Genomic DNA, 14,836 nt, shown 5'->3' on the forward strand with positions numbered 1-14,836 from the left:
CTATTTCAAAAAACGAGTGAAAAAAAATATTGGATCGGAGGCTTATGTCTCCTTCGCTATATATCGCAAAAACAATTCACAGGAGTCTCGCGGTTTTTTACCTTGTTAGTTAAGATAACGAAAACACTGAACGAATTAACCCCATTTAAGAGATAAATAACTAGTTATTTATGCTCCTCTTCATTGTTCTTATATATACCTAATAGTAATATAATAAGTCCTATAATAAAAATAACAGGAGATAAAAACATCATCATCGATATAGCCCAACCATTTCTAGCCATCATTCCAAACGTTACACCAATTAAGAAAGATAAAAATGGTGCAAATACAATCATTGTAATAATGCCCCAAATGATAAATTTTCCTTTTTCTGACCTTCCCTCGCTTAATTGGAATACTGCTATTAAACCTGCTAATACAATCAATAAGGCAATAACAAACGCCATGTCAAATCACCTCCTTCCTTCTACAATATGCTTCATTTGTTTGGTGATTTGGTAACTTAACACTAGACTTATAAAAAAATCCATCATTAACGGAAATCAACTCCACATTATCGAGAAATGCCTGTTTATCAACACACACAGAGGGTATTGAAAAATTCACTTTAATATATTGTTTGATTTGAAAACTAAAAAATCGATTTGCATCACGTTTTTTGTGGCAAATCGACTTTTACATGATTATTGCTTTTTATCCTTTAATCTAAATAACATCTTGCAAAATGATACCGTCACTCATTTTAATAATACGATCCGTATAAACGAGCATTTCTTCATCGTGTGTTACCATTAAAGTAGTAATGTTTAATGTTTTAGTTAAATCTCTAATAAGTAACATTACCTCCTCTGATTTTTTTGAATCTAAGCTTGCAGTTGGCTCATCTGCAAATAGAACTTTTGGTTTATGAATAATTGCCCGGGCAATAGCAACCCGTTGCTTCTCTCCACCTGACAAGGAGGAAGGATAAGCCATTTTTCGATGATCCATCCCTACTAATTGAAGTATTCGATTCACTTCATTTTTTTGTTCCTGCTTCTTTAATTTGGTTTCTGAAACGTCTAGCATTAACTGTAGCTGCTCCTCAACTGTAAGAAATGGTACAAGATATGCAAACTGGAAAACAAACCCGAATTTGCTTGCCCGTACTTTTCGAACCTCTTCAGAGCTCATGATGGACATATTCTTCCCCTCAAAGATAACTTGCCCATCTGATGTAGGTTGAAGTCCAGCAGCTATTGTTAGAAGCGTACTCTTACCAGATCCAGAAGCACCAACCATTGCCGTTACTTCTCCTTCTTTTAGAGAAAGATTTATTCCCTTAAGTATTTCTTCCTCTATCTCCCCATTTGTAAATGTTTTTCTAATTCCATCGATTTTCAATAAAGTCATATTAAGCCTCTCCTTGCTGTATCGCTTGTAATGGTTCAACTTTTTTAATTTGCATTCCTGAAATTGTAGCACCAATAAATCCAATAATTAGAAACACAATCGATAATTGAATGGTTGTAGTAATCGTTAAAGTAAATGGCATTTCTTTTGGCGATATTATATTAAATGCCTGACTTAGGCCTACAGACAAAATGAGTGAAACAACTGTAATGATAGCCATCTGTATCCATATCATTTTGAATAATTTGTTTGTTTTCAAACCAATGGCCTTTAAGATTCCATACAAGCCGATTTTTTGGACATTCATCATATAGAAAAAAATCGCAAATAGCATCCCACTAATGACTATTAAAAACCATACAATCATATTTAAAGACATTTGTTCCGCATTATAGCTTGGAATTGTTTGAAGAAATTCCCTATTTGAGAATGAATGTAATCCAGTATATTCCTTTGAAGAATCTCCATTTGGTACGAAAATCAATTGCATTTCATCAACGCGATATATTTCTTGATAATCTTCTTTATTTATATAAGCGACTGGGGCATGACTATATTTTTTTTGCTCTACAAATCCCTTGACAATGAACTTGCCATTAAATTGATTATTTGTTAATGTATCTCCTACTTTAATCCCTTTGTCTTTTAAAGAACTATCTAAAATTACTTCCCCTTGCTTCACATTTGCAAATAACGTTGATGCCGTAGCAGTAGTAAAGGCAACGCTTTGCTGCTTATTGTCCTTTTCATTTAAAAAGCCCATTTGTATCGAAAAAGCTACAGCATTTTTTTCATTGCTTAATATTTCATTTTGAATGCTACGATCTATCTTTGAAAGATTATAAGTTTGATCTGCATCTTCATCCATATAAAATTGCCCCTGTGGTAAATCTTTAATTAAAGCGGCATTATCCTGTGATAATCCATTGGCCAAGCCAGAAATAATAAAAGTTAAAAAACTAACAAGAAAAACAATCGAGCCTAATATTAAAAACCTTCCTTTATTTTTCTTCATTTCTTTCCAGGCAAGATTCATATTAAACGCCTCCATTCTTTGAATACCCTAAGCTTAAAATTCTTAAATGAACGGAGGGTGAACTAAATATTAAAAAAGCTCATAAACCTTAAATTAAGGTTATGAGCTATGGGTATTGAATTTATTTCAACTGTCAAGACAGGTCATCTAAACGAATGACAGCCTTTCGATGATATTTTGGAATTTCCTCAAATTTTGTTTCATATAGCACCACTTCTTCTACTAAAAACTTTGGAAGCTCCAGCTCTTCAGTCATCACTAAGTCAATAGGCATTTTACCGTGAGTTTCATTCCATTTTCTTGCTACTGTTATGTGTGGAACAAAAGGTTTATTATCTAAATCAAATCCTGCCTTTACACATTCCTTGTATACAATGGCTCTTACATTATTTAATGGCTGAGATTCAAAAATACTAGCCCACAAAATTCTTGGATATTCTTTTCTGCCAAAAATATCCAACTCTTGAATTTTTAACTCGAATGGTGGAAGCTTCCTTAGGCCTTCCTTTATTTCCTCTAACACTATTTGTAATTGCTCTAAATCTGCATTCCCTAAAAAAGCTAATGTAATGTGATAATCCTCCAGATGAACCCACCTTTTAAAATGCAAATTGGTTTTTAGCATTTCACATTTTTCTTTAAGAGCAGTTTTAATAGATAACGGAAGTGGAACGGCAATAAAAAAATGTCGGTTCATATTATTTACCTCTCATTAGGATCATGTTTTTTCATTTTACTATTAGCAGCTATTGGTTACTACCTGCCCATACATCCATTGCGTAACGCCCTTGTTCTTTAAGCCCAGCTAGCCATTGCTTCGCTGCAGACTCATTGACATCATGAACTACTTGGTAAGCCATAAGTAATGTGCGTTCAACATCTGGAGCCATTTTACTACCATCTCCACATATATAGAAATGCCCATTTTGATCTAGTACTTTAATGAGCTCCTGTGCATGTTCAGTCTGCCCCATTAGATGCTGTACATATTCCTTCGATTGCCCAACTTTTCGTGAATAAGCCTTATATACCCTTACAATCCCTTCTTGCTCGTAATGCTCTAACTCCTCAGCATAAATATCGTCTGATTCATTACGACAGCCAAAGTAAAGAATAGCTTCACCAAGCTGTTCGCCTTTATGCTTCAACATAAGGCGTGCTTGTAAAAATCCTCGGAAGGGTGCAATTCCAACACCTGGTCCAACCATAATAATAGGAGTGGCAGGGTTAGTGGGCAACTGAAAATCTGATTGTTGTGCCCGTATGAACATAACAATTGAATCACCTATTGCTGTTTCGGCCAAAAAGTTAGATGCAACTCCTCGATACTCAGCTTTGCCATTCCACGCTGGCGCCTTTACTACACTAACCGTAATACTAGGCTGTTCTGGTTGTATAGTTGGTGAACTTGAAATTGAATAATACCTCACTTTAAGTGGTGGAAGTAGCTCCAAAAATCGTTCAAATGTCATTTCACAAGCTTCATATTGCTCTAACAAATCAAGCATCGATATCCGCTTCTTCAATATTTTTTGATGATAGGCTTGTTCCTCCAGTAAAGCCTCTAGCTCCTTCTTATGAGGTGGACAGTCTGTCGTTGCCATCAGTTCTCGTAATTGTGCCCTTGTTGCCGCCTCTTGCAATTCAACATTAGTGCTGAGTAGCTCGAATAATTTAACTGGCTGATTTAGAGGCAGGTGAGCCATACTTAGACCAGTCTTTGTTAAAATAACATAATCATTACCATTCAATTGAAAACGCTGGAGTACTCGATTCACCAACGACTGACGATTTCGCGGAAGGACACCTAAATGATCGCCCTCGCGATATGTGACACCCTCTGGCAGTTTTATTTCTATATGCCGAGTGCTTCCTTCTATACTATGTCGTAACTCTTGATTTTTGGCAATTTTCGCATTAAAGGCATTGTTAGCTCTAGCAAGTGGTACTTCTATCTGATGATCTACAACTTCCATGGATAAAGCTGGAGATGTTTTATTCACCTTTTCATTTATCTCTAGCCCCATTGTTCGCATTACAGACGGCCATAGCTCCTGCTGCCACTCTTCGACATTTGTTTCAAAATCCCGATTCATATCTCCTTCCCCAAGTGGTACTATACGCTGTGCTCCCTTAGATACCATTAGCTCATCAATTAGCATCGGCACCTTTTGATAAGTACTCGCCCAATTGCGATCCCCGCAGCCAAAGATGCAATATCGAACCCCTGTTAAATCAATCTGTTCCTCCTTTAACCACTGAACAAATTGACTAGCATTCGTAGGTGGTAGCCCGTTGTATGATGCCGTCACAATATAGACAATTCCTTCTGTTGGAATTTTAGCAATATATTCATTTAAAGATGCGACCTTGCTTTGAAAGCCTTGAACACGTCCTGCATCAGCAAGCTCTCTTGCCAAACCCTCTGCTGTCCCTAAATCTGAGCCATATAACACTAATAGCGGTGTATTATGTTGAGCTTCGATTACTTTTTCCTCAATCTTTTTTATCCTGGACTCTGTGCTCAAAATATTTCCACTTGCTTCAGTAACATGCCTCTTTTGTTTTTTACGAGCACGCACCTTTAACTTAAAATCATTCGGTTTCACCGTCAGTGATTCTCTCACATTTAGCTTATATTGCGTATGATCAATTAGCTCAAAATTTTTAAGGATTAATCCTAGCACAAGTGTTGCTTCTTGCAAAGCAAACTGTTGTCCAATACAAGCACGCTGCCCAAGACCAAATGGTTTATATGCATCAAATGGAATTTTGCTTGGATCTTCAAAGCGCTCTGGCCGAAACAATTCTGCATCCTCTCCCCATGCAGTCACATCTCGATGGAGCTGAGGTATAAGCACTGTTAGCCGATCTCCTTTTTTCAAATCATATTTACCAGCTAATACTGTGTCCTCCTTCACTTCTAGATTGAATGCAGGAGCGGTAGGCCACAAACGTAAAGACTCATCTAAAATCATTCGGATATATTTAAGCTGTTTAACTTGCTCATAGGTTGGGATTGGATCTGTAAGAATGCTATCTACTTCTTCATATGCTTTTTGTAGTTTATCGGGATTGTTTAGTAAATAGTAAATCGCAAAGGAAAGAAGACCACTTGTCGTCTCATGCCCAGCAACTAAAAAAGTAATAATTTGATACCGGATATTTTCCTCTTCCAACGTTCCTCCTGTTTCAGAATCTTTGCCGTGAAGCATATGAGACAATAAATCCTTCTCTCCTTGTGAGCCATTAGCTTTGCGTTCGGCAATGATTTTATCCACCTGCGAAAACATAAAATCGATATCCTGCTTGAACTGCTTTCTTGTCTTAACCATTAATTTATCCTGTATACCCAGTCGCTGTGCCTGATTCAGTGCTTCATCCAATGCTCTAACCATACTTGCTACAAATGGATGAGAATCCTCTCGATAAAAGCTATTGAAGCGATAATTAAATCCACATAAAGCAATTGTATCAAGTGTGAGCCTCGTCATATCCTCAGGAATATCGATCTCTTCGTCTGGATTTAATCGCTCCCATTTTTGTATAAGCTGCATTGCTAAATCTAGCATCATATCGAAATAACCACGCATTGCTGTTCTACTAAAACTTGGAAGTAAAATATTATGAGCCTTGTGCCAGTTTGGATCATTTGTTTCTGAAGTGAATAGTCCATCTCCTCCTAAAGTACGTACCTTCTCCAATACTGTTTTTTCGACCACTTTACCAAAGCACGGAGAGTTGGAAATTTCTTTCATTAAATCATAACCAGAGACAATGAGTAAATTACCAACCGGCAGCTTTAATCTAAAAATTTCACCATGTTTCTGAGCCATACTCATCAATGATTGGAACGGTGTATTGGCATTCATTTGTGGAATATTTCCCAATGGTCCATATGTTTTAGGTTGTGGAATCATTATTGTCATTACCCTATACCTCCTTAGGAATGAACGTTCATTCCGTTTATTGCATCGTACGGTAATTGTGACTCTATTACCGTACAATTTTATAAGAACTACCTATTTAAAAATCAATGAATTTTAAGGCCATTCCAGCAGCATTCTTCAATACCTGCAAACAAATCAGCGGATTCTTCCAAGTCGCTATCTCGTGTCACTTTAAACAGTTTAATAATCGTGCCATAAAAAATCGGAATTAGAGCATCAGGGTGCAATTGTACGATAATTCCCTGCTGCTGCCCTTCTATGATAAATTTCTGTAAAAAACCCAAACACTCATAAAACTTGTTTTGGCTTTCTTCATCCAATATCCTTGGCTCCATATGTGAATCAATAAAAGTTAACTTCTCTCTATGTTCCTGACCAAAATGGATTAACCGCTGAAACAAATGATGAAATTGTTCGCGAACTGAGGCGGATACAGGAAAATCCTCCGTCAATCTTTGATATAGTTGTTCCACACATTCCCGATACAGCGAATTGAGCAACACCTCTTTATTTTCAAAATAACGATATATTGTGCCAGCACCAACTTGTGCCTTGTCAGCAATCATTGGAACAGTTGTTGCATCAAAACCACGCTCAGTAAACAGCATCAAGGAAGCTTTCATTATATTCTCTCTCTTATTCGTAGTCACATTAATTTTCCTCCAAATCAATTTCGCCTTGGCGTAATTGCGTCCGGATTTTAAATTGTGCCTACACAATTCATTCCTTTGAAAATCCGCGACATCCGCCGGAGGCATTATCTTCATTCAGTAGGTGTTTGGACACCCCTGAAAAGAAACCAAAACCGTATTCATCTCAACACCTATAGTGGTGGGGTATTCTGCTGAATGAAGATAAAGAATGAACGTTCATTCCTATTGTATAATACTGCCAAACCAACTTCAATGACAGAGCTGTGACAAACATGTTGAACATTTTACCTTGATTCATAGTTATATTTTAGAACTTCTTTATAAAACGACTAATATCAATATCCAATCCCCATTTATTCAAGTGCTTCTCTTTTTAAGCACGTCTTATGTATCTCATTGTTTTCAATTCCTTCACCTCTTGTCATTCTGATGATTGAATATTATACAAAACTACAGGTCTCCATATTTCCTATCTTTATTATTATAGACAGTTTAAAAGAAAGCATACTAATCTGTCTTTAAATGACCTGAGATGAAAAATTAAGTTTGCAATGCAATATCACAAGATTCACAATATCTTATTAATAATACTAGATGAAAATGAAAAGGTGGATATAAAAGTAAAAAGGATTACAGTATAAAAAATTACACTGTAATCCCTTAATTCTTTTTTAAATCATCACCATGCAGTGTATCCAAAATCTGCACTAAAATCAACAGTCGATTTATCACTTATTTCAATCTCTCTAATTTGATGCTTAAAAATTGTCATAGCATTTGCCTCAAAAATTGAATAATTAAACTCACCAAATAAAGTTTTCAATTGATTGTGCGAATTTAAAGTTTCTAAAACATTTCTATGTGTATTTTTAGATGAAATAACTGCAATATATTTACCAGCAGGTAGATTATTAAAAGTATAGTTACCATTTGCGTCAGCTAAAGTTCTATATACATCCTTTAACTCATTTTTTTTCTCTAACCAATCAAATAGTTGTTGCTTCGTATAACTAGGATATGTAGCATTCGTTGGGAATAGATAAATTACGGCACCAGTATCTCCTTTAGTACCAATAAAATCGTTATATTTCCAAATAACGGTACCTTTTAAAGTACCATTTCCCTTGCTTGTATTATTTGTTGTAGGTTTTTTCCCTGTCTTTAAGTAGCTGTCTGTTCTACTGATAAATGTTTTTAAATGAGCTTGTGTTAATTTATCATTAGGCTTAAACGTGCCATCTGGATAACCAGCTGTAATTCCTGCTGCCACTAATTGCTGAATCGCACTATAGGCACTATCACCTTTCTTTACATCTTTGAATGCCTGATTTCCCGTTGGTAATTTTGATCCAAATGCTCTTGAAATAAAGATAGCAACATGAGCTCTTGTTAATTCTTGTGAAGGCTTGAAAGTGCCATCTGGATATCCGTTTATAATCCCTTTGTCAACAGCAGACTGTATATAACCACTCGCATAGTGACTTTTCGGAACATCTTTGAATTGTGTTTCTTTTTGAGTGCCATCTAAACCAAGTAATTTTCCAATTTCAACAATCGCCTCTGCACGATTCGATAATTTGTCTGATGCTTTCGCTTCAAAAGCATTAAATGAAAAAATAGACAAAATCAAAGCAAAGAATAATGAATACAATACTTTTTTCATTTTATATTTCCCCTTTTATTAAACATGACTTAGGTCAATCATACCATAACTAGTCCTATTATATTAAGTGTATATTTTAAAAAATTAAAATTATAGAAACAAATAGTCTATTAAATTATTGTATACACTATGAATAAAAGTGATATTCAGAAATTTAAGATGTAAGTTGCTGAAGTGGACTATTTGGTCTTAAAATTCTAATTACGCACCATAATATTGGGATGTTCCTTTACATTTTTTCATCATGTTTTTTAGCTAAAAAAGATATCCTACCCTTGCTTCATTTCATTTAATGTTTCTGTTGTATTTATTATCCCAATTAAAAGTATTATCCACAGGGGAGCATTTCCTATGGCATGAACTGCAAATGAAGCCCATGTAGATTGCGTATATTGTGCAATTAAAGGGGCTATCAGCATACTAGGAATCATTCCAATAACGTGCCATTTTAATGCTATATGTAACACCCAGGCCCATAGCAGCCCGTTAAATACCCAGGCCATATCTCCAAACATTACTTCTTGAATCGGTAAAAGATACCCCCGCCACATCATTTCCTCACTAAACATTGCAATTAAGTGAATGGGCATAAAAATCATTAGTAGTTTCCAGTTACCTTTTAATGAGACACCAAAAAACTCTTTCGGGGGCATATTGAATTTTTTTAATGGATTAAACGGTTCAGGTAAATAGCTGGGTGGTGAAAATAATTTATACTTTGCTAGTACTTTTCCTATGGGCTCTAAAAGTTGGTCAAAAACTATAGTTAGTATAACCGCCAGGACAATCCATAACCAATCAACTCTACTTATTGGATTTAAGCGGAATCGTTGATTAATTGCTTCGATAGTCAAAACTCCATCTTCAAGAAAATTGTACAAACCTATGGATAAAGGTAATAACAGCAGAGCTGGAATCCACAACCATAACCAGAAAGAATAAATTAAAGGGATACCTTTGCTGACCAGTTTAGGAGTACCATAAAATACGCCATAATATATCGTAATGCCTGGTATAGCAAATAACAAAATTTGTACCCATATTGACATCTAGTAACACTCCATTATTCATTATTTTACAAAGGCTTGCAGATTTGACTAACTTTTGTAATTTTTCTAAATCTTATTGCGTTTTTTTCTTAATTATAAGGTAGCTATACTTTTCATTCCACATGATAATCCAACTTTTAACTATTTTTATGAAACATTTTTATTCTTCAATTTAGATTCGTTTTGATCTTCCTTTAAAATTTTCCAAACTTTCCTTTTATGGTTTTTTCCTCAATTGATACCAGTGTCAGCGTCGAACATCTACCCAAAATTTCCGAAAAATTTAAAATCACCAGGAATTTGGTGATATTTCCATTATTTTCGTGTATTATGTCAAATTTCGTCTTATAATAGAAATGTTTAATAGGCTATAGAAATAGATTGAGAGGTATAATATGAAAAAATTTTTAAAAATTATCTCTATTACTATTGTTGTTTTAGTAATCGTGTCTATAGTAGCTTTGCTATTATTTGGACGTAACAACCATAGTGATTTATCTGGAAGCGTTTCTGAAAAAATCGATCAATATTTGACAAATGAAAAATTTCAGGGAACGGTCCTCATTGCAAAGGAGGGTGAAATTTTATTTACAAAAGGTTACGGATTGGCAGGCACTGATTTACCTAATAGCCCAAGCACACTCTATCAGATAGCTTCATTATCTAAAACATTCACTTCAGTAGCAGTCATGCAATTAGTAGAAAAGGAACTTCTAAACTTAGATAATCCAATTTCGCAATACTTCCCAGACTTTCCGAATGGAGAGACTATTACAATAAGTCATCTACTAAGTCATAGCTCAGGAATTCCAGATTATCTAAAGAAGGATTTCAAATTTGACTACAGCAAAGAATGGAATCCACATGATATTGTTAATACCGTTAAAGATTCGGAATTAGAGTTTATCCCAGGTAAAAGCTTTAGTTATAGTAATACTGGCTATGTAATGTTAGGGCTAATTATTGAAAAAGTCAGTGGACAGTCATATGCAAATTATATAGAAGAAAATATTTTTGAGCCGAGCAACATGTTTAATTCTATGTTTATGGTTCCCGCTGACACACCGAAAGCGGAAGGACATGTGGAGGGGAAAATAGGACCCTTAATGCATAATTCTGCAGCGTATGCAGCTGGGGATATCATTTCTACAGTTGAAGATTTAGAACTGTTTTACAGAGCCTTAAATAATAATGTAATGATAAGCAAAGAAACATCAGAACTGATGAGTACAACCCATGCTAAAAAATTTCCGTTTGAATATGGATACGGATGGTATACTCAAGATGTCATGGGGAAAAAAGCAGTTGGACACCCAGGAGGATATCCAAGTGGCTTCCGTCATTATGTTACATGCCTACATGACGAGGAATTAACAGTGATCATTCTGAGCAACGAGATGACAATGAATTCGAAAAGAATCAACCGGCATCTTACCTCCATCGTTCTTCAGAAGCCAATTTGGATATGGGAAGAGAAACTTTAATTGTAAAAGCCCTTCCTCAAGTTTAAGATAGAAAACTCAAGCCCTTCTCTCTAGAGAGGGCTTTAATTATTTTTTGTATTTATAATTTCTGATATGTAGTGGGGCATTGAGGAACCTCAGTGGAAGGCAATTTCATTACCACACTACTACAATAAGTATAAGCCTAGCTTAGAACAGCCTTCAGCAAAGTCACATCATTTTTTTTGGAATACTTCTTGAAAATGCGATGATTAAACCTATTTTACAACTAGGTAGAACGAATTCCTTCAAAAGCGTTTAATATTAGTTGTTGTACATATGGTTCGTCCAATGTTTCACCAGTCACAAGTAATCGATAGAAGATAGGACCATAAATTAAATCAATACAGATATCAATGTTGATACTTTTTTTCAATTCACCGCGTTGAATTCCTTTTTCAAAAAGACTCCTTGCTTCAAGTCGGCGGGGATGGAAATATCGAGCACGATAGGCATCTGCCAATCCTTCATCAAACTGTCCTTCACCTAATAACTGTGTAATGATAGTCCCCTCTCGACTCGTCAAAAACATGGTTAAGTTTGTGGCGTGAATTAGAATATCATTGTACGCCGAACCAGTATCAGGCACGGGCAATCTTTCAGAGGCAGCATATAGGAAACCATCCATCACTACTGCAGCCTTGTTTGGCCACCATTTATAAATAGTTGCTTTACTCACTTGGGCATAATCAGCGATTTTATCAACTGTGACAGCTTGAAATCCATTTTCCAACAATAATTCATAAGATGCGGAAAGGATTGACTTTTGTGCTTCTAAATTACGTGGTCTGCCTCTTTTTCCATTCATCATAGATACCACCTTTCTTCCAAAATTAATAAACTGTATGTTCAGTATATCAATTATTTAGAAAAACAGAAAGTTGAAATTACCTATTTACAAAACTATACGTTCAGTATATTATATGGTTAATCATTTAATATACTAAACGTTCAGTATTATAAAATAATCAACTATCTTATGGAGAAAACTACACGACGTTTTAATTATTAATTGTTAAACACTACAAGGAGTTGTATAAAATGGTGGATACTAAGAAACAAACAATTGAAAAAAACATTCCTTCGTGGTTAACCATTCTTTTGGCTACCGCATGTGGTATCATTGTTGCTAATTTGTATTACGCGCAACCCTTAGTTGGGGTAATTAGCTCATCAATCGGGTTGTCAGCAAACAGTTCTGGCTTAATCGTTACGTTAACACAAATCGGTTACGTTGCCGGTTTGCTATTTATCGTGCCTTTAGGAGATATTCTTGAAAATCGGAAGCTGATTGTCTCATCTTTAATTATCACCGCAGTCGCCCTTGCTACTACAGCAATGACGAAACAAATTTTGTTGTTCTTAGTCGCTTTGTTTGTCATAGGTTTAGGCTCGGTAGCTACGCAAGTACTCGTACCTTTTGCATCATATCTTGCATCCGATTCTTCACGTGGCCGTGTTGTCGGCAATGTCATGAGCGGTTTGTTACTAGGAATTATGCTCTCACGCCCTTTGTCGAGCTTAGTTGCTGACTTTCTTGGCTGGCATGAAATATTCATTTTGTCTGCCATAACTATTTTGGTTTTAGCTATTGTACTTTCGAAAGTGTTACCTACAAGAAAGCCTTCAGCGGATACACACTATATAGCGCTGCTCGGATCTATGTGGCATTTGTTACGAACAACCCCGATATTACGCCGTCGTGCTGTATATCATGCAGGTGTGTTTGCATCTTTTAGTTTATTTTGGACAACAGTTCCACAACTGCTAACTAGCCCTGCCTTTCACTTTTCCCAGAAAGAAGTTGCGGTATTCGCGCTTGTTGGAGTCGCTGGTGCAGTAGCCGCGCCTATTGCAGGACGAATTGCTGATAGTGGCTTAACTAGACCTGCAACAGGAATAGCACTTCTTACAGTCATTATTTCCCTTTTATTGCCGCTTATTATTCAAACTAGCTCACCTATTGGAATAGCTGTTCTAGTAGTTTCATCCCTATTGTTAGATGCTGGGGTATCCGCAAATCTTGTGATCAGCCAACGTGCACTTTTCTCGTTGAGCCCCGAAGTTCGTAGCCGTCTTAATGGACTATTCATGGCAATTTTCTTTTTTGGTGGTGCAATTGGATCAGCAATCGGAGGATGGACCTATGCAATTGGAGGATGGAGTACTTCATTATGGGTTGGAATAGTTTTCCCCCTATTTTCTATTTTTTATTTTGCCACAGAAAAGAAGTAATTCTAAGATAAAGGACCTATATCATTACTTAAACAGAAAAAAGCGATTTGGAATTACTATCTTCCAAATACGCTTTTTTCTTATTCAACTCAAACTAATATATTTTTATTTCTATCCCGAAAGTTAAAGCATTCGAAACTTTTACATAAAAGTATAATGAGTAGTGATTGACATCTCATATTGCATAAGTACAACTATTTCGTCATAAGCTAACCTGAGCTTTTAGTTTATTCTTTTTTTATATTTAATATATCTTTCAAGTGTAAGGAAATAATGATTTTTTGAATTTGGAAATTCTTTTTCAATAGCTTCTTTTAGAGTGTTAGTCATTTTATCTTCTCCATTATACAACCCTCTATTGAAAATACCGTTAAAACGCCCTACATAGTCCTTTGCAGAACTTTCGCTAATGTTATACTCCTGCATCAAATAATCCTTAAACTCCATCTTCATCCCCCTTTAAAAGAATTCTACTCATAAAACCCTTTTTGGATAACAACTGTGTAAAACAAAACCAATTCTTATCGTCTTCTAAGGAAATGTAAAAAGCTCATAAACCCTATCATATCAAGGTCTATGAGCTTTCTTAACTTTTTTAATAATTAATCTAAAGATACCGGTGGTCGGGGTCGAACCGACACTCCAAAGGAACACGATTTTGAGTCGTGCGCGTCTGCCAATTCCGCCACACCGGCATAATGGAGATAAAAAAAATCGGATACACCGATTAACAAAAATAATATGGAGGCGGCAACCGGATTTGAACCGGTGATAAGGGTGTTGCAGACCCGTGCCTTACCACTTGGCTATGCCGCCATCATATTTGGAGCGGAAGACGAGGTTCGAACTCGCGACCCCCACCTTGGCAAGGTGGTGTTCTACCACTGAACTACTTCCGCAAAAATGGCTGGGGTACTAGGATTCGAACCTAGGGAATGACGGAATCAAAATCCGTTGCCTTACCACTTGGCTATACCCCAAAATGTTTAATGGGGCGACTGATGGGAATCGAACCCACGAATGCCGGAACCACAATCCGGTGCGTTAACCACTTCGCCACAATCGCCATAATTATATTTTATTGGATTTTTATTAATTTTATAGAAAATGGGGCGACTGATGGGAATCGAACCCACGAATGCCGGAACCACAATCCGGTGCGTTAACCACTTCGCCACAATCGCCATAAAATTAATTGGCAGGGGCAGTAGGAATCGAACCCACACCAAAGGTTTTGGAGACCTCTATTCTACCGTTGAACTATGCCCCTATTTCAATAAAACTGGTGGAGGGGGACGGATTCGAACCGCCGAACCCTAAGGAGCGGATTTACAGTCCGCCGCGTTTAGCCAC

12 protein-coding genes and 7 tRNA genes are annotated in these 14,836 nt (G+C 36.2%); 2 read left to right on the plus strand and 17 right to left on the minus strand.

All coding sequences use genetic code 11. The annotated features are described in order from the left end of the window. Positions 1-164 precede the first annotated feature (164 nt). The 8 genes from AC2CGN_RS22975 to AC2CGN_RS23010 form a co-directional block, all read right to left on the minus strand. The gene (locus AC2CGN_RS22975; RefSeq protein WP_484516459.1) at positions 165-449 is read right to left on the minus strand and encodes a hypothetical protein; all 285 of its coding nucleotides are present in this window, start codon (positions 447-449) and stop codon (positions 165-167) included. A 259-nt stretch (positions 450-708) separates the two neighbouring features. After that, positions 709-1,395, minus strand: a complete 687-nt coding sequence (locus AC2CGN_RS22980) for an ABC transporter ATP-binding protein (RefSeq protein ID WP_429983027.1) — start codon at positions 1,393-1,395, stop codon at positions 709-711. A 1-nt stretch (position 1,396) separates the two neighbouring features. After that, entirely contained in the window at positions 1,397-2,431 is a 1,035-nt protein-coding gene (locus AC2CGN_RS22985; protein WP_429989554.1) for an ABC transporter permease, read from the minus strand. 133 nt (positions 2,432-2,564) lie between these two features. Further along, positions 2,565-3,128: an RNA 2',3'-cyclic phosphodiesterase gene (gene thpR, locus AC2CGN_RS22990; protein ID WP_484516462.1), complete on the minus strand. Its 564-nt coding sequence runs from the start codon at positions 3,126-3,128 to the stop codon at positions 2,565-2,567. 49 nt (positions 3,129-3,177) lie between these two features. Continuing rightward, positions 3,178-6,360, minus strand: a complete 3,183-nt coding sequence (locus AC2CGN_RS22995; RefSeq protein WP_484516465.1) for a bifunctional cytochrome P450/NADPH--P450 reductase — start codon at positions 6,358-6,360, stop codon at positions 3,178-3,180. Positions 6,361-6,464: 104 nt separating this feature from the next. Continuing rightward, positions 6,465-7,031, minus strand: a complete 567-nt coding sequence (locus AC2CGN_RS23000; RefSeq protein ID WP_286923343.1) for a TetR/AcrR family transcriptional regulator — start codon at positions 7,029-7,031, stop codon at positions 6,465-6,467. A gap of 682 nt (positions 7,032-7,713) precedes the next feature. Then, positions 7,714-8,697 carry an S-layer homology domain-containing protein gene (locus tag AC2CGN_RS23005; RefSeq protein WP_286923344.1) on the minus strand — a complete coding sequence of 328 codons (984 nt, stop codon included), beginning with the start codon at positions 8,695-8,697 and terminating at the stop codon, positions 7,714-7,716. A gap of 269 nt (positions 8,698-8,966) precedes the next feature. Further along, positions 8,967-9,746 (minus strand): CPBP family glutamic-type intramembrane protease, encoded by a 780-nt coding sequence (locus AC2CGN_RS23010; RefSeq protein ID WP_429989550.1) that lies wholly within the window; start codon positions 9,744-9,746, stop codon positions 8,967-8,969. Positions 9,747-10,141: 395 nt separating this feature from the next. Here AC2CGN_RS23010 and AC2CGN_RS23015 point away from each other — a divergent pair, with 395 nt between their 5' ends. Beyond that, positions 10,142-11,230, plus strand: coding sequence for a serine hydrolase domain-containing protein (locus tag AC2CGN_RS23015; protein ID WP_484516468.1), 1,089 nt, complete (start codon positions 10,142-10,144; stop codon positions 11,228-11,230). A 247-nt stretch (positions 11,231-11,477) separates the two neighbouring features. Here AC2CGN_RS23015 and AC2CGN_RS23020 read toward each other — a convergent pair whose 3' ends face one another. Next, on the minus strand, positions 11,478-12,056 hold the full coding sequence (locus AC2CGN_RS23020; RefSeq protein ID WP_429983035.1) for a TetR/AcrR family transcriptional regulator: 579 nt from the start codon (positions 12,054-12,056) through the stop codon (positions 11,478-11,480). A 233-nt stretch (positions 12,057-12,289) separates the two neighbouring features. On the opposite strand from AC2CGN_RS23020, the gene AC2CGN_RS23025 reads away from it, so the two are divergent. Beyond that, the gene (locus AC2CGN_RS23025; protein WP_484516470.1) at positions 12,290-13,483 is read left to right on the plus strand and encodes an MFS transporter; all 1,194 of its coding nucleotides are present in this window, start codon (positions 12,290-12,292) and stop codon (positions 13,481-13,483) included. Between the two features lie 222 nt (positions 13,484-13,705). On the opposite strand, the gene AC2CGN_RS23030 is transcribed toward AC2CGN_RS23025, so the two are convergent. From AC2CGN_RS23030 to AC2CGN_RS23065, 8 genes are all read right to left on the minus strand, one after another. Then, positions 13,706-13,930 carry a hypothetical protein gene (locus AC2CGN_RS23030; protein ID WP_429983037.1) on the minus strand — a complete coding sequence of 75 codons (225 nt, stop codon included), beginning with the start codon at positions 13,928-13,930 and terminating at the stop codon, positions 13,706-13,708. A 167-nt stretch (positions 13,931-14,097) separates the two neighbouring features. Then, positions 14,098-14,178, minus strand: a tRNA-Leu gene (locus tag AC2CGN_RS23035). Positions 14,179-14,225: 47 nt separating this feature from the next. Then, positions 14,226-14,299, minus strand: a tRNA-Cys gene (locus AC2CGN_RS23040). Between the two features lie 8 nt (positions 14,300-14,307). Beyond that, positions 14,308-14,382, minus strand: a tRNA-Gly gene (locus AC2CGN_RS23045). Between the two features lie 5 nt (positions 14,383-14,387). Then, positions 14,388-14,463 (minus strand) — tRNA-Gln (locus AC2CGN_RS23050). Positions 14,464-14,473: 10 nt separating this feature from the next. Next, positions 14,474-14,549: transfer RNA gene (locus AC2CGN_RS23055), tRNA-His, on the minus strand. A gap of 42 nt (positions 14,550-14,591) precedes the next feature. Then, positions 14,592-14,667: transfer RNA gene (locus tag AC2CGN_RS23060), tRNA-His, on the minus strand. A gap of 12 nt (positions 14,668-14,679) precedes the next feature. Continuing rightward, a tRNA-Trp gene (locus tag AC2CGN_RS23065) sits at positions 14,680-14,753 on the minus strand. Positions 14,754-14,836: the final 83 nt, after the last annotated feature.

The sequence above is a fragment of the Lysinibacillus sp. DFXJR4 genome (assembly GCF_057196045.1).

Bases quoted from the DNA above. Each gene is read 5' to 3' on its own strand.
- AC2CGN_RS22975 (WP_484516459.1), bottom strand. From the start codon at position 449: ATGGCGTTTGTTATTGCCTTATTGATTGTATTAGCAGGTTTAATAGCA.
- AC2CGN_RS22980 (WP_429983027.1), bottom strand. From the start codon at position 1,395: ATGACTTTATTGAAAATCGATGGAATTAGAAAAACATTTACAAATGGG.
- AC2CGN_RS22985 (WP_429989554.1), bottom strand. From the start codon at position 2,431: ATGAATCTTGCCTGGAAAGAAATGAAGAAAAATAAAGGAAGGTTTTTA.
- thpR (WP_484516462.1), bottom strand. From the start codon at position 3,128: ATGAACCGACATTTTTTTATTGCCGTTCCACTTCCGTTATCTATTAAA.
- AC2CGN_RS22995 (WP_484516465.1), bottom strand. From the start codon at position 6,360: ATGACAATAATGATTCCACAACCTAAAACATATGGACCATTGGGAAAT.
- AC2CGN_RS23005 (WP_286923344.1), bottom strand. From the start codon at position 8,697: ATGAAAAAAGTATTGTATTCATTATTCTTTGCTTTGATTTTGTCTATT.
- AC2CGN_RS23010 (WP_429989550.1), bottom strand. From the start codon at position 9,746: ATGTCAATATGGGTACAAATTTTGTTATTTGCTATACCAGGCATTACG.
- AC2CGN_RS23015 (WP_484516468.1), top strand. From the start codon at position 10,142: ATGAAAAAATTTTTAAAAATTATCTCTATTACTATTGTTGTTTTAGTA.
- AC2CGN_RS23020 (WP_429983035.1), bottom strand. From the start codon at position 12,056: ATGAATGGAAAAAGAGGCAGACCACGTAATTTAGAAGCACAAAAGTCA.
- AC2CGN_RS23025 (WP_484516470.1), top strand. From the start codon at position 12,290: ATGGTGGATACTAAGAAACAAACAATTGAAAAAAACATTCCTTCGTGG.
- AC2CGN_RS23030 (WP_429983037.1), bottom strand. From the start codon at position 13,930: ATGGAGTTTAAGGATTATTTGATGCAGGAGTATAACATTAGCGAAAGT.